The organism is Nitrosospira briensis (genome assembly GCF_900115125.1).
GTDB lineage: Bacteria > Pseudomonadota > Gammaproteobacteria > Burkholderiales > Nitrosomonadaceae > Nitrosospira > Nitrosospira briensis_A.
Map to the genome: position 1 here is coordinate 150,340 of NZ_FOVJ01000006.1, position 16,381 is coordinate 166,720.

At 55.6% G+C, this 16,381-nt stretch carries 5 protein-coding genes and 1 pseudogene; 4 read left to right on the top strand and 2 right to left on the bottom strand.

The genetic code is table 11. The annotated features are described in order from the left end of the window. Positions 1 to 183: 183 nt before the first annotated feature. Positions 184 to 3,486, bottom strand: coding sequence for a sacsin N-terminal ATP-binding-like domain-containing protein (locus BMZ14_RS11985; RefSeq protein WP_074797870.1), 3,303 nt, complete (start codon positions 3,484 to 3,486; stop codon positions 184 to 186). Between the two features lie 289 nt (positions 3,487 to 3,775). Between BMZ14_RS11985 and BMZ14_RS11990 the strand changes: the two genes are divergently transcribed. Genes BMZ14_RS11990 through BMZ14_RS12000 form a run of 3 tightly spaced genes read left to right on the top strand, consistent with a single transcriptional unit; the run spans position 3,776 to position 10,885 of the window. Then, positions 3,776 to 6,694, top strand: a complete 2,919-nt coding sequence (locus BMZ14_RS11990) for an ATP-dependent helicase (protein WP_074797873.1) — start codon at positions 3,776 to 3,778, stop codon at positions 6,692 to 6,694. Further along, positions 6,691 to 8,631: a site-specific DNA-methyltransferase gene (locus BMZ14_RS11995; protein ID WP_083396776.1), complete on the top strand. Its 1,941-nt coding sequence runs from the start codon at positions 6,691 to 6,693 to the stop codon at positions 8,629 to 8,631. Before BMZ14_RS11990 ends, BMZ14_RS11995 begins: the two co-directional genes overlap by 4 nt. Further along, positions 8,621 to 10,885 carry a TnsA endonuclease N-terminal domain-containing protein gene (locus BMZ14_RS12000; protein ID WP_074797876.1) on the top strand — a complete coding sequence of 755 codons (2,265 nt, stop codon included), beginning with the start codon at positions 8,621 to 8,623 and terminating at the stop codon, positions 10,883 to 10,885. Before BMZ14_RS11995 ends, BMZ14_RS12000 begins: the two co-directional genes overlap by 11 nt. A 530-nt stretch (positions 10,886 to 11,415) precedes the next feature. Here the strand turns inward: BMZ14_RS12000 and BMZ14_RS12005 are convergent. Further along, positions 11,416 to 15,213, bottom strand: a complete 3,798-nt coding sequence (locus BMZ14_RS12005) for a hypothetical protein (protein ID WP_074797879.1) — start codon at positions 15,211 to 15,213, stop codon at positions 11,416 to 11,418. 889 nt (positions 15,214 to 16,102) lie between these two features. Here BMZ14_RS12005 and BMZ14_RS12010 point away from each other — a divergent pair. After that, positions 16,103 to 16,320, top strand: a pseudogene (locus BMZ14_RS12010) (integrase core domain-containing protein). The last annotated feature ends 61 nt before the right edge of the window (positions 16,321 to 16,381 follow it).

Consider the following 16,381-nt stretch of genomic DNA (forward strand, 5'->3'; position numbering starts at 1 on the left):
CTATGGGGAGCCACTAACTCTGTAGTGGTTATAGAAAATTTGGTGATGATGAGTGGAACTTCGTTTACACGGAAGGTAGGACCACTGACAGACGATACAGCAAGATGTTTCAGTAGGATGCGGAAGCGACAGTGATGATGTAGTCGAGCAAAAGGGAGGTAACAGCCGTACGTTACTCATTCATTACCCCCCTTCACGCAAAGGTGGCGGTGCCATTTGAGCGATATCGGTCCAGCCACGGTCAAACGTAAATGTGTGAGCATGCCCGACAGGGTCTTGGATTCGAAGGATTCTAGCTTGTCCCGGGTTGATTGCATGCTCGACAACGTACAGCCAATAAGCAGCTCCGTGCTCATGGGCACAATCGAATTGGGCGCGAGAAAGACCCACGGGACGATCGGCAAGCGTGTTGGTCATTGACTTGACTTCGACCCAGCGGATAGTTTTGCCGGCGCTATCCTTCTCATACAAGTCATACCCCGGATTGCCATGCGGGGTCCGATGCAGAGACGGTTCGAGCTTGATGATTTGTGCAATAGCGAGCTCCTCAATTTTCATCCGCGTTGCCTGATCAAGACCATCCGGATCAGGCTCCTCGTTGTCTGGATGGGTACCTAAGTAGGAGATGAAGGGGCGCCCTCCAGCTTGGGCGGGAGTTCTCTTGCCTTGGCTGCCGCCACTGGTCCCGCCTTCCTTCCCACCACGGTGGCTAGGCCCGCCAGAGCTGCGTTGTGAGCTTCCGGTGCCTTTGTTGCCGCCTGGCCCACCTTCGGAGCCGTTACGGTCTTCTCCGCCACATCCTGTACCGCCTCCAGTCACGTTGTTGCCGCTGTCCGAATCAAGCGTCCTGCGTGGAATGTCCGGCATGTCGTCGCCGTACAAATCCTTCGCGCCCTCGTAGACGTTGTCGTCGGTCGGTGTATCAGGTTCTGGCTCCACCTCCGGTTCGTCTTCCATCTCGGGCGGCAGATCGGCGATGCCGAGTAGCGACGTTAAGTCGGCGACGCTGGTGATGCGAAGCTTTCGCAGCAGATCGAGCGCGGCCGGGTCGATTCCTGCCTCTTTCGCGAGCTGGTCGATGATCGGCGGTTTGAACTCGATCTTAGTGAGCAGGAAGGAGTTTGCCTTCCATCCCAGACTGTCGAAAACCACTAGTCGAGGAGGTCGAAGCTCACCATTCGCATCTGGGATCCATACCGTCTCATTGAGCTGTTGAACGAAGGCTGCATCAAATCGGGCCGCCTTTGACTCGTGGGAATAGCCCCATCTGTAGGTCCCATAGAAGGCACCGGTCCCGCGCGTCTCAAGGTCAACTAGTGAGTCCCAGAGCAGCCTAGCTCGTGCCTCAGCCTCATCGAGGGATAGCGAGGGCATGTGCGCAAGGAGCTGTGTCAAACCACGGAGGGTGAAATCTTCTGGCTCGCTCTGCCAGCTTGCTCGTTCCAACCCTGCTTCTCTTCTGATTCGTGCTCGATCTTGCGAACTCAGCGTTGTCTGGATCGGTTCAGTGTCTAGATACCGGCTTGCGCCACAAGCCACGAGCAGATCTCGAACGTCTTCGCCTCGAAGGCAGTCGTAGGCGTCGTCGACGATCATCACGTCTGGCACGCCGGCAAAAAGCTGCTTCAGACGATCTGTTGCTATGTAGACATTTCCTGGTATGTAAACATAGCCAGTACCGTCCCCCGCGTCGACGACCTTCACGACGGTCGTCTCGCGCAGAGCTGCCAGCAGCTTTTCCCGCTGTGTCTTGGAGTCCGTGGTGAATGCAGCGAGGATGCGATCGACGTCTTCGGCATATTGGTCGTCATCGACGTCGACCGAGTCACCCCGGTACTTCTGCAAGACGTTCAAGATTACGTCGTCGACCGGGTCGGATTCCGTGATGCCCAGCGAAGTTAGGAACATCCGGGCCTCGTGGGTGGTGCAGACTGAGCGTCGCACAGTCAGGAATCCAGTCTCGATGTTGCTCGGAAGAAAAACCTGCGGCTCGCCGTTAGCCTGAGCGCGAACGTGGCGACCGTCCTTGAGCCTGACCAAGGGAACCGGGTCCAGACGGCGCTTCAGCGCAGGCTGGCCGCCGAGGAATTCATACAAACGCACGATCCAGTGGTCCGGCTGGATCTCCAGGAACGCTTGGGTCAGCCGAGGGATGATGACTTCTGGCGTCACCTCTGTCACACCAAGCTCGTGCATGACGTACTGCCGGATTTCTGGGGTGCGGTCCGGCGTGATGTCGCTGGTCAACCAAGCAGCTTTCCCGACGCCGAACAACTGAGCCACCTGCTCCGAGCTGAACAGCTCGCGCAGCTCTTGTGTTCTGGCCAGTCTCGAATGGGAGGCGGCAATGTATCCGCCGTCGAACCGAGGAAGGAGTTCTTCCTCGATGAACGCTTGGCAAACGGCATCGAAGAGCGGCGCGAACATCGAGCCCTCTGGAAACTTCTCGCGGTCGAGGGGTAGGCATCGCAACGCCGACGTGTTCAACATCCCATTGTCCCGGAGCCATCGCATCGCTTCCACCAACAGGCTGGCCGTCTCCTTGACCAGATACTGGTTCCACGGATCGCCGCGCGGAATGTTGTCTCGGCTGGGCGTCGTGCGGTATGGTCCTTGCACTAGGAAACCAAGGTTGGTCGACACCACCGTCGGGAAGAACACGACCAAAGGCGATGCAGCCACCGGCTGCACCGACCAACGGCCCGGAGCGTCTTTGATGGGCTGGAGCGAGAAGGCAAGCTCAACGCGACCGACCTTTTCTTGATCGGCGGAGAACACGTCGCGGTAGAAAACCGACCAGTTCTGGTCAACTTCTTCTTCCCCGCCGCTTTCCTGGCCAATTACGGTGATTCGCTGAACCCGGGGGCCGAGTAGGTCCGGGCTGCTGCGCAGGTAGACGCCCGCCGCGCCTCCATCAACGCTCCAGTTGATCTCGTCAATGTGCCGCAAGAATAGCAAGGCGCTTGGCCCCAACCGCTTGAACCCCTCAGCAATCTCCTGCTGCGCCGTTTCATCCTCCGACTTAAGCGGCAAGATGATCACCGTTTCGTCTGGCGCGCGCTGGCGGCGCTCTGCGCGCTTCGGCAGCACGTAGTTCTCGACTGCAAAATCCTCTTCGCCGGAGTGAATCTCGGGGCGGTCGGTAAACGTGTAGACAGATTTGAAGCCAATGCCGAATCGGCCAATCGAAAACTTGTCCTTAGTGCTCTCGGCGATGCCGCAAACCCCGCGGACGTCGGCCTCATCGAAGGGCCTGCCGAAGTGGGACAGCGCCAAACTACTCGATGTCAGATCGAACGTGACCCGCCGGAACCCGTCCCAGGAACCGCGTCGACTAAGCGCGTCTTCCGCGTTCTGAAGCAGCTCGAAGATGAAGTGCGTTCGATCGTCGTAACGGTCGGCTAGCAGCATCGGGCCGATACGGCCGATGTCAGTCCCGTACCGCTGCTGGTTCTCCTCACATATCGTCTCGTAGTTTGATGCCACCCCTTCTCCTCCCTGTTCTATGATTTGGGTCCCTCACGAGCTGCAGCTCGGGGCGCAAGGGGTCGCTGCCGATACTATGTTTGCTCAAACACAACATTGTATGACAATCTATACCTCCAAACCAACCGAACGCCGAGACCAAAAAGGCGAGTCAGGTGAATGAGCAGACCAATGTATCTCAAGATTGATGAGGTTGTGACGTTATCTAAAGGCAGATAAGCGCACGTGGGATGCATGAATTGTCTCGTATCGAGCAGGCGGCGAACGAGGAGCGCAACTGAGACGAGGAATGACTGGTACCAACACTACACTCAAAACCAAGGCGAACCCACAACAACTCGAAGCCATTCTGACGTCAGATGGCCCAGTGCTGATCATAGCGGGCCCCGGCTCCGGCAAGACATTCACGCTGGTCGAGCGCATCGTCTATCTCATCACGCATAAGGGCGTCGCGCCCGAGTCGCTGTTCGTCGTCACGTTCACTGACAAGGCCGCGCGCGAGCTGACCACCCGCATCTCCAACCGGCTGAGCGAGTTTGGTATCAAGTTCAACCTGAACGAGATGTACCTCGGCACCTTCCACTCGATCTGCCTGCGCATCCTGGAGGACTTCCGCGAGTTCACCCGGCTAAAACGCAGCTTCACGCTGTTCGACCAGTTTGACCAGCAATACTTCCTGTACCAGCGCATTAAGGATTTCCACGAACTGCCTGATGCCCAGCTCGTCATCGGCGACGACCAGTCGGGCCGCTGGGCGCAGTCTGAGAACCTGCTCAAGTGGCTCAACAAGGTCAGCGAGGAAGCCATCGACCTCGCCACGCTGGCGTCAGCCCCCGAAGTGGAGATTCGCGCGTTAGCCGCGTGCTTTGCCAAGTATCAGGAGCTCCTGCACGAGAACAACTCGCTCGACTTCTCCGGCATCCAGTACGAGGCGCTGCAACTGTTGGAAAAGCGCCCCGAGGTGCTGGCGCAACTGCGCGAGAACCTGAGCTACCTGATGGTCGACGAGTACCAGGATACCAACACCATTCAGGAGCGCATCCTCCTGCTACTAGCGAGCAAGAAGCGCAATCTGTGCGTCGTTGGTGACGACGACCAAGGCTTGTACCGCTTTCGCGGGGCTACCATTCGCAACATTCTGGAGTTCCCCGCGCTGTTCGACGAGGGCGCGTGCAAGCGCGTTACGCTCTCCGTCAATTACCGTTCGCACCCGGACATCATCCGCTTCTACAATGAGTGGATGCGTAAGCAGACGTGGGACGATGGGACCCGCGTCTTCCGCTTCGCCAAGCAGATCGTCCCGCGCGAGGACGCCTTCCCCGACGTGCCCACGGCGGTGCGGCTGGCCGCCACCGACAACAAGGACGAAACCATCAACTGGCACGTCGAAGTCCTGGCGTTCCTCGACGGCCTGAAAGCGTCCGGCAAGCTGTCGGACTGGAACCAGGTCGCCTTCCTGTTCCGCTCGGTCAAGAACGACAAGGTGGTCGCGCTGGCGAGATTCCTCGAAGCCGAGGGCGTGCCCGTGTTCGCGCCGCGCTCGAACATGTTCTTCGAGCGAGAGGAAATCCGCCTGATAATCGGCGCGCTGATCTTCCTATTCCCGCAGTTCCCCAAGGTGCGGGCGTGGGCCGAAGGCGTCACCCTACCGATCTGGGATTACTACGACCATCAGTGTTTTAAGCCCTTCACCGACGAGCTACGCAAGCCGGAGAACAAGCCCCTGCTGGATTGGTCACGAACCAAGGCGAAACATCACCTAACACTAGTACAGAACGAAAACTACGCCTTTTCAGGACTGTTCTACGAACTTCTTCAGTTTCCGCTATTCTCGCGCTTCCTCACCGAGGAAGCCGTGCAAGGTGTGGATAAGGGCCGCGCTGCACGTAACCTTGGTACCTTCTCCAAACTGCTGACTAAGTTCGAGTACCTGCATTTCGTTAGCGTGCTTAACCTCGAGTACCTGGAAAAGAACCTACGTGACCTATTCAATCAGTTTCTGCGCTTCCTGGTGGATGGCGGTATCGGAGAATATGAGGACGATTCCGAGTACGCGCCCAAGGGCTGCGTCTCTTTCCTCACCATTCATCAGTCTAAGGGCCTAGAATACCCTGTCGTCGTTTGCGGCTCGCTGGAGGCGGTGCCGCGTAAGCAATACAGCGCACTGGACGTGCTGCTGGAAGATGGCGGCTACCTCTCGAAGGAACGCTTCGAGCCGCTTGACCATATCAAGAACTTCGACTTCTGGCGGCTGTTCTATACGGCTTTCTCCCGTGCGCAGAACCTGCTGGTGCTGGCCGCGCAAGAAAAGCAGGGGCGGGGGAAATCGCCGTCTAAGTACTTCGAGCGCCAGTTCTATGAATTGCCAAGCTGGCGCGACGTTAACCTCGCGGCGCTCAGCTACGAGGCGGTCAAGCAGATCAACCTCAAGCGCGAATACTCGTTTACCTCGCACATCACCGTGTTCGAAAACTGCGCCGAGCAGTACCGCTTCTTCAAGGAGCTGGAGTTCGCACCCGTCCGCGAAAGCCCGATGCTGTTCGGTACGCTGGTGCATCAAACCATCGAGGACATTCACAAGACTGTCCTACGCGGCGAGGAAGGCAGCATCAGCTTCGATGTCATCAAAGGCTGGTTTTCGGCCAACTACGCCCTGCTTTCCAAGAAGGAGCGTGTGTACCTCGCGCCCAGCTCGCAGCAGGCTGCGTTGCTGCACGTGATGCGCTACTACGAGCGTGAGAACGGAAATTGGGATCGCATCAAGGAGGCCGAGGTCGAGATTTCGCTGGTCAAGGATCAGTACATTCTCAAAGGCAGCGTTGACCTCATTCGGGGCGAGCACGACACGGTCGAGATCGTCGACTTCAAGTCCGAGAAGAAGCCGGACATGGAGAAGGATCGCAGCCGCCTCCAGCAGTACCAGCACCAGTTGGAGGTGTACGCTCATCTGGTCGAGGAGCGCACCGGCCAGAAAGTCAGCCGAATGCATTTATACTACACCGGCGAGGACGGCGGGAACCCCTACGTCTCCTTCAGCAAGGATGACCGTGCCATCGGCAAGACCGTAGCTCGCTTCGACGACATCATAGCGCGCATCGAACGGCAGGACTACCAGATCTCAGCGCGCCCGGCCAAGCTGTGCCAGAACTGCGACATGCGCGCCTATTGCGACAACAAGAATTGGAAATTCAGGAAGAACGAACGATGACGAAAACCACCGCGCCTCTGCACGAAAGTCTGCAATTGGCTACACCCGATCGCGGCACGACCACTATCGAAAAATACGAGTTTGAGCCAATCAAAGGCTATCCGATGTTGAACTGGCGTGGCAAGCGCCCGTTCGCCTCCACCCAGTATTACCCGGCGCAGTTGAAGGAAATTCACGGGGAGGAGGTGGATGGATGGCGCAACAAGATTTTCTGGGGCGACAACCTTCAGGTGATGAGCCACCTGCTAAAAAATTTCAGGGGAAAGATCGACCTGATCTACATAGATCCTCCGTTTGACTCAAAGGCTGATTTTAAGCGAAAGATCTCCCTGATGGGGAAAGCGGGAACTGCTGAACACAGCTCCTTTGAGGATAAGCAGTACTCGGATATTTGGACGAACGACGAATACTTACAGTTCATGTATGAACGTGTCACATTGCTTCGAGAACTGCTTTCTCCCACAGGCAGCATTTTCTTGCATTGCGATGACACAAAGAATTTCCTTCTACGCGCATTGCTTAGCGAAGTCTTTGGCGAAGACAATTTCCGAAATGAGATCATCTGGAAGCGCTCAACCGCTACAGGTCTGGCATCACGTCGCTGCGGTACCCTGCATGACACTATCTACTGGTACTCAAAAACCAGCGACTACTACTTCAAGATGCAATATCACGCTCACGAGGCAGACTATCTTAAGCGTGCGCGGAAAGACGAGAACGGGCGTCAATATATTCCTATCCCAACTGGGAATCCTGGACCTAGACCAAATCTTTACTATGACTACAAGGGTTACTTCCCCCATTCAAATGGTTACAAATGGACGCGAGAGAAAATGGAAGAGTACGACCGTATGGGAAGATTGATTTTCCCGGAGTCAACGGATGGGAGGATTCAGTTCAAGCAGTATCTTGATGAAGTCGAAGGTGTAAAGCTTCAAGATCTTTGGTTGGATGTATATCCAGTCAATCCAGTGGCTAAGGAACGAAATGGGTACCCCACCCAGAAGCCAGAATCATTGCTTGACCGAATTATCTCCATGGCCACTGAGCCGAGCGGGCTGGTTTTCGATTGCTTTATGGGGTCAGGCACAACTCAAGCTTCAGCAATGAAAACGGGGCGCCGCTTTATCGGGGCGGATATTAATCTCGGAGCTATTCAGACGACTAGCAAGCGCCTTACCAGCATAGCTGACGAGTTACGTCAGAAGTCTTTTGATGAAGAAGCCAAGATCTTTTCCGGTTTCGAGCTCTACAACGTCAACCATTACGACGTGTTCCGGAATCCTATTCAGGCCAGAGATCTATTGATCGAGGCGCTGGAAGTGCAGAAGCTAGAATTTAGCACGGTGTTCGATGGCGAGAAGGACGGCCGCATGGTCAAGATCATGCCCGTCAACCGCATCACCACGCGGGCCGACCTGAATGAGCTGATCGCGGGCTTCGACTACAAAGCGTGGGAACGCAGACAAAACGAAAACCCAAACCGCCCGGTCGAGAAGGTCTCCCTCGTGTGCATGGGCCACGAGCTAGACTTGGCCGCGCAACTGGTATTGGCTGCTAAGCCCTTCAAGATCGATGTGGAAGTGGTGGACATCCTGCGTGACAAGTCTGATCTCGAGTTCAAACGCGATTCGCAGGCCAAGGTGTCCATCAAGAAGGGTGAGCTGGTCATCGAGAAGTTCTACCCGATGAACCTGCTACAGAAGCTCTCGCTACAGAAAGAGTCGGTCGAGGACTGGAAGGAGCTGGCCGAAAGCGTCCTGATCGACTGGAACTACGACGGGGCTGTATTGCAACCGGCGTTGGTGGACATTCCGGGCAAGGACGATTTGGTCAAGGGCGTATACAAAGTGCCAGACGATGCGGGCACCATCCGTGTGAAGATCACCGACTTGCTCTCGGAATCGTGGGAAGGGAGCGTCGCCAATGGCAACTAAACGCGCAGCGACCAAGGCCAGCGGCAAGGCTGCTAGCCCGTCTGGCGCGTCGCTGGACTTTGCCTTCTTTCGCTTTCTGTGGCAGTTCTACCAAGCCAACCGAGGCGCGATCCGGCAGAACTACAAGGAGCTGACCCGCACCCGCGTTGTTCCGCCGGAGTACGTCAACTTCCTGACCACGCACCTGCGCTTTCACTACCTCGAAGAGGCAGGCACCTCGCTGGACACGTTGGATCGCTCGCGCTTCAACATCATCGTCTCCAACACCCAGAAGATCATCCTCAAGCGCCAGCACAAGGAAAAGACTTCCGCTGACAAACTTTTCGGCGCGACCGGCGAAACGCTCCCGGCCGCCGGTGTCTATGCCGACGCAGCCGACCTCTACAACTTCGACCAGCCGGAAGAGGAAGGCGAACTGACCACCAACCAGCGCTTCGAAAAGCTGCGCCGCCTAGAGCAGCTAGGCATCTACGTGGACGAGGCTCACCACGCATTCGGCAAGGCGCTGGCCAAGGACATGGGCATCGGCGCGAAGGAAACCGACACCAGCCTGCGCACTACCATCGACATCCTTGCGGGCAGCCTCAACGCAGCAGGCACCCGCGTGGTGGCCTGCTACAACTATACTGGCACGCCCTATGTCGGACGCGAGGTACTGCCCGAGGTGGTGTATGCCTACGGCCTGAAGGAGGCCATCGAAAAGGCCTACCTCAAGAAGGTAGTGCTGCACGGCTACGCCAACACGCGTACCGACGAGTTCGTGGATATCGCCGTCGAGGGTTTTCTGAAGGAATCGGGTGAGCTTCGCCCGGAGGGCCTGTTGCCCAAGCTGGCCTTTTTTGCCGCCACCATCGACGAATTGACCGGCGAGCTGAAACCGGCGGTCGAGCGTGCGCTGCTCAAGCACGGCATCCCGCCCTCGCGCATCCTGGTCAACGTCGGCGACGACAAGTTGACCACCAACGACGACATCCGCGAATTCAACCGCCTCGACACCGAAGGCTCGGAGAAGCAGTTCATCCTGCTGGTCAACAAGGGTCGCGAGGGCTGGAACTGCCGCTCGCTGTTTGGTGTGGGCCTGTTCCGCGAGCCGAAGTCAAAGGTATTCGTGCTGCAAGCCACGATGCGCTGCCTGCGCGCGATCGGCGAGGCCCAGCACACCGGCCACGTCTTCCTCTCGGATGACAACCTGAACACCCTGAACGACGAGCTGCAACAGAACTTCCGCATCAGCGCCGACGAGTTGCAGAAGACGGGTAGCGACAAGGAGCGCGTGGAAGTGCGCGTGGTCGAGCCGCCGGTCAAGATCAAGCTGGTGCGCGTGCGCAAGCAGTACCAGATGCGCGAGAAGCAACCCGTTCCGGGCCAGGAGCTAATGCCCGAGCGCGCCGATCGTGAGGCTTGGAACACGCTCGTCGAAAAGTACCGATTAATCGAGACGCAACAGGAAGGATTGACCCCCGCCGATGCGGCACGCGCATCGGGCAGCCGCACCTTCGACCTGACAGCGCGCCGCGAAAAGTGGGCGTTCTCGCCGATGACACTGGTGGCGGAAGTTTCCCGCTACCTCAATCTTAGCCCGCTCGACGTCGAGGAGCTACTTGACGCGACAAAGGAAGGCACCGACGAACTTGTGGCTATGACCAACGAGTTCAACGAACTGCTCTACGACGAGATCATCCCGCGCCTGTTCCGTCAGCTCTACGATCTGGACGAGTCGCAGCAAACCGAGGAACACGAGGTCGATCTCATCAAGCTCCCGCCGAACGGCTACTACGAAGTGACGGCGGCCAAGGACAAGATCGTCCGCATGAACGACGTACAGATCAAAGACGATGAGCGCGCCAAGAGCTTCCACCTCGACACCTACTGCTTCGACTCCAGTTCGGAAAGCTGGCTTTTCTGGGATCTGCTGCGCGAGCAGCACGTGAAGAAGATTTACTTCACCGGCATGCTTACCCACGGCCAGTCCGACTTCTTCATCCAGTACATCGACCCGGATTCGCGCACCGTGCGCAGCTACTACCCGGACTTCATCTTCCAGCGGGAAGAGCCGGACGGTAGCCTGAAGTACGTAATCGTCGAGGTGAAGGCCGACAACCAGATCGAGGACGCCGTGGTGCAGGCCAAGAAGGACTTCGCCCAGCAGATCGCGGTGGCCAGCGGCATGGAGTACCAGCTCCTGAAGTCGACTGAGGCGGACACTCGGCAATACCGCGTACTAATGTATGAAGGTGGGTATAAAGGCCACTAGCGTGGTAACAAACGTGGTAACTAAGAGGCTGGTTAAATAAAAACCCGTTAAATACAACCACATGAAGATGAAATGTGAAGGACACCGCTCCGCCAGATATGGTGTAAATACGTGGTCTTGGCCCAGTTATTTTTTCTACCCACCTTTAAACCCCCCAAAATCCTTTGCGATTGGATAAACCGGGAAATTGCCAAGTCAAAAATATCGTTTACGATGTAAGCACTCTTGGTCCGTAGGTCGAGCGCTCGAGCCGCTCACGACCCAAGAAAAAAAGCGGTTAGGGAATTTCCTAACCGCTTTTTTATTTCATTGCTACCATATTTCTACCTTTCCTCTACCACGTTCTGAATATTGTTGATTCGAGGACCAATCAGCTCCGCTTGAGGTTTGAGAAGCTGCCGGCTGTAGTTTCAAACTATCCCAGTTTTGCCGGGACGTCCCTCAACTAATCGCAAGAGATGTTATCAAATATAGGTTCACTGATGGCAACGCGCATTACTGCTTTCAGCGCCAACAAAACGGAGTGGCGATCAATTAGGCAAGGAAATGCAGTGCTCGTCTGCACAGTCTTGTGCAGCACTCAGTACCGTCATTTTGAGAGACGTCAGCTGCATGACTAATGAAGAAAAGCCGTCTCCATGCATCTGTCGCCAGTAATCGACCGATAGTTCGGGCCCGGCGCTGCTTAACGAGTCAATCTTTTGGCGCAGGATGACTGACTCCGCCGTGGGTAGCAGTGCTGCGAGCCGCTCCGTCTCTGTATCGATCTCCGCACTGGCGCTGGCAAGTGCCTTACATTCCGCGGGAGGACGATTGTCGGTCGCACAGGTAAATGCAGAGATTGCAGATTTCTCAAACAGTGCGGCAGAGAGCGAATCGAAGGTTTTGCTCACCGGGCTTTCCGCGGGTATAAGGTCTAGTTCGCCGAGCCACGATATATCCGTGAGAGGGAGCGGTAGGAGTACATCAATGCCTGATACTGCCTGATCCGGAAAGGGTACTCCGGAAGCAGCCGGTACGATGGTAAGCCTTCGCCCAAGCCCGCGGCCTCTTAGAAGGGGTAAAGCAACTTCCTCCAAAGTAGGCAACCATTCCTCCAAATTATTTAGGAGAACGACAACATTAACCACCAGGTATGGCCACGGGCCAGTGATTGCTTGCTCGGGTCGGCAAGCTGCCAGAGCACGATAGCCAGCCGCCGCTACGATCCGCTCGATTTCGGCATTCAGTTGTTGGGTGACTCGATCTATCTCCTGCTGGACGCCTACTGAAATCAATCGAAGCGCACTGTTTCGATTCACGGACTTCGCCAACCTAAGGTTCAGCAGATGCACTTTCGTTTGGCGGGCTCCGGTCGCTCCGACGACCAAGCGTGCCTGTTCCAATATTTCCTGGAGCCGAGAAAGGGAGGGTGGCCGACCGTCGCCCAGCAGATCCCAAGGTTCATTGTAAATTGCACTATTAGCTCGTACGAGAACTTCGGTTATTCGAGAGTACGCTGCGGCAGCCTGGGTTGGCAAATTGAGCAAATCACGTAAAAAATCTGCCGCGCAGTAATTAAGAACGCTTTGCAGGTCGGCAACCCTGAGGCCGGAGGCCCTACCTTCGACCACCGCCGCATCTGGCGGCCGAACAAGTTTACCAGAGCGATCGTAGATCTCGCCCAGTGCTTGAAGATGCTTGGTATCGGCCTTACCACGCAACATACTGTTCAGCGTTTGCTCCAGAACTGGGACAAGGCCGTTTAGGAGTTGGATCGCTTCGCCGAGATACTGGCTCACCCCAGTTGGCGCGATCTGCTGAGCTATCGCCGCAATCCAACGTTTATTCCGCGTGGGCAACACGTCGGCGAGAAGGTTGTCACGCGGTATGCGCTTTTGAGCGATGGCATAATCCCCCAGTCCAGCAGGTTTCCCGTCTGGTGCCATAGCAGTGGAAATGATCAATCGAGCAGTTGGGACAAGGGCCAGCAGAGTCCGACACAATTCGATCACGGCACCATGCAAATCGGGCTGTAACCGATCAGAAATGTAGAAAATGTCGGCGCAGGCAGCAAGGCCCTCGGGCTCCTGTCTCAGTACGACCGTCGATATCCAGGGCATTTCACACTGAAGCCGTTGCAGAAGCGCATCTTGGCCAACTCTCTCAACCCAACTTCTTGCTAGTTTCGGGGCGAGCGAACCGGCCGTTTCAAGGAGCGTCACTGCGTTCGCTAGTGGCATTTCCAGCAGTCCGACATCGCGCTGCTCTAGCGTTTTTATCAGCTTCTCCGGAAATTCACTTCCGATACAAGCAGCCAAAAATTCTGTTAGAGCTCCGGTACTCGAATGATGAAGCGTCCGTTGCAGCGGTCTCAGGAGGCGCTTAAGAAGTGTCAAGCGATATTCCCGATGCGCCGCTTCTCGCAGGAGAGAGGCAGCCTTGAAATGTGTCCCCAATTGTTCTGGCATGAATTCCGCGGTTTTGCCGACCGCAAAGGTGGCAGCCATCGTAAGCTGTGTTTTGGGGAGATTAAGCGGCTGGACGGCCTCCAGCCAATGTGTCACTGTGTTGCCGATACTGCCGATATCCAGTCCCCTTAAGATAGCGGCCACAAGTTCCAGGCTTCCATCTCTGGCTGCAATATCGGAGGCTCCGGAGATGATCGCGTCGGCGAAGTCGGAATTTATTGCGATTGTGCGCGCTACAAACCCCTCAATTTCGCTTACTGCAACTAAGGCCATTGCTCGACGGACGGTTTGCGCCATAGTAGGTAGGGGCGTTTCGTGAAGAAGTTCTGCAAGTGCTTTCGCCCGAATCTGGTGCAGACTTGAGATACGATTTTCCGCCGGCACCATGCAAACCAGGTGCTCGTCGATGAGCCGCCATAAAGCTGCGGAAACCTCGCTCTCAGTTCGCGAAAGGACCCCGCCAAGCAGGCCGACATCAAGCATCGCCCCTGTTCGACCCGCAACGGAGGCAAGCCGAAGGATTTCCAGTTCGGTGTCTCGCTTCTCGCGTACACGGCGCTCAACTTGTTCCCTAAGGACGAGCGAGAGCCTTTCTCCTTGGGACAGGAGGTGCGTGTACTCCAGGAGAAGCCCGCTGGATAATTCCCACGGTTCCCGCCAGCCAGTCCACTTGGTTCGCTTGCTGGAAGCTAGTTCTGCCCAGATTCGCTTTGCAAGCAACTCGTCCGGTTTTTCCCTAATCTCGATGGTGAGACTTCGGCGGGCGACAAGCAGCATATCTTCTTCGCGTAGAGACCCGAGTATGAGAACGTTATCCTTTATTGAGCACTCGCTAGCCAGGGTATCCCACAGGCTGCTGCGAGCCCGACCGACGTCATCGAGGATGAATCCAATTGGCATACGTGCAGTTGCTCTAAACGTGGACACAAGCCGAAGCAACTCGGTAACATGTTCAACGGTGGCGATGTCCCTAATCCTGAACCACCGAATTGTGTGACGGCTTTGCCGCGCAGTTTGCCACATTAGTCCCGACTTCCCGGAACCGGAAGGTCCGGTAATGAGGGCCGCTCTGCGTTGTTCAAGGGCCTCCAGTACGCGCGTCGTTGCCTCAGGCCGTTCGGCAAGCAGACCCGCAGCTACGTGTCCCGGTTGGATGTCAGTACCAAGATAGAAGTTTGGATCATCAAATGGCGTTAGAAAATCGACGGGCTCGCAGTATCCTCTCTTGATTGCAGCATGGAGATCCTCAATCGATATCGTTTCAGCCAGTCTCACGATCTCCCGGTGGAGGTCCGATATAGAAAACGATAAGAAGTCTTTTGGGGTACGCGTTCCGTTCTCGTCGGAAAGGCAACCGATGCGATCTGCAATCGCTGCAAAGTAGACGCTCGCGGCGATAGGTGCGCACCCCAGCTTGTCCACAAGCAGGTCAATGCTGTTTTCCAAGGGGGAGGGCGCGATCAGAATACTTGTCTTTGTAAGCCACTCTTTCGCAAGTCGATCACCAGCGACCAGTCGTTTGATAGATATGATATTTGGCAGCGGATGCAGGATATTAGGTGGCATCGCCGCATCCGCGATCTCTCGTTCTAGAATCAAGATCAGCTGGCTTGGAGACACAGGTTCGGCTCTTGTCCAGAGCTGCCTGATATATTCCGTTACGTCGCGACGAGGTGTGGGGTCCAAGTGGCTGCGTCGAGACTTAATTTGCACGAATGCTGAGCCATTGATGCCGAGCAATTCCGCGTCATCCCTACCTTCAGGAACGACACCTCCATAGTCGAGGTCACTGTTCCAGCATTTGATTGCTAACCAGGCGGAGACAGCGTCCTGGTAGCGGAATCCACGACCCGCATGTGAACCGGAGCGTGAAGACATGTTCTGCGTTGATCGAGATTTGGGCATGCTTAGTCTTTCTAGGACACGCTATTATTCCAAAGAAGAAATATTTGCACGCAGGACAATAATAGAAACTCGCGGTCGGCCGGTGATACCATTATCAGCGCGGTTATTTGCTCTGTTGTTTGCACTTTGCTCATCCGTTCCATCCATGCCCTTTCCTCGAAAGCCATTAAACACGCAGGTCAGCTTCGGGCCTAGGGTCATTCATATTCGACTGTGCAAAACAAATCCTCCATGTCCGGCTGAACTTCGCCAACAGGTAATTACTGAGCGGTGTTTCTGATCAATACTTCTAATAATTTTTCAACAAGCATCATTAAATACCGCTAGTTCGTTTGCTTACTTTCACGACTTCACATTTTTTATCTCCATGTATTTTTCCGTCCATTTTAGATGGCATTGAGGGCGAGAGATTCTACGCCATGAGATTCTTTATTTCATCAAGGATGAGTTGATTTCGGGAGTTACCTATCGCATTTTTGAACCCTGAGCTCCCGGCATCACAAAATGTCCTCCTACGGTGGAGGGGCATCCGTGCTGGAATGTTAAGCGCTTTAATCCATAGCTGTCTCTGAGGCCGCATCAGTCCAAGAAGAAAAAAGGAATCCTTCAACGCTCGCAAAAGTCACGGAATGGCGCGCGAGTAGCTGGGAAAGCCCATCCTGATCAATCAGAGATACGCCGTTGAGAGATGCTTGCTCTTTTGTCTTGGAGTTAAAGCGTTGATTGGTCAAACAGAGTAATTCAAATTCTATCCCTGGATGACGGACCGGAGTTCACCAGCAAGGCACTGGATCAATGGGCGTATCAGAATGGCGTTCAACTCAAGCTGATTGAAGCGGGCAAGCCGACACAGAATGCATACATTGAAAGCTTCAACGGCCGTTTCCGCGATGAGTGCTTGAACGACCACTGGTTTACCAGCTGGCAGAGGCCCGGATCAGGATCTCAGCTTGGCGGCGTGACTACAATGAGTGTCGGCCTCACGGCGCACTAAACTACCGAACCCGGCAGAATTCGCAGCCAGTTGCCGCATGCAAAAGGAAATCAACGGCTGTGAAAGAGATGGAAGTTAATTTTTAACTGACCCTACCCCAATAAACAGCATCGTTTAAAAGTAGAATTTCCGGCATGATTTTCACCC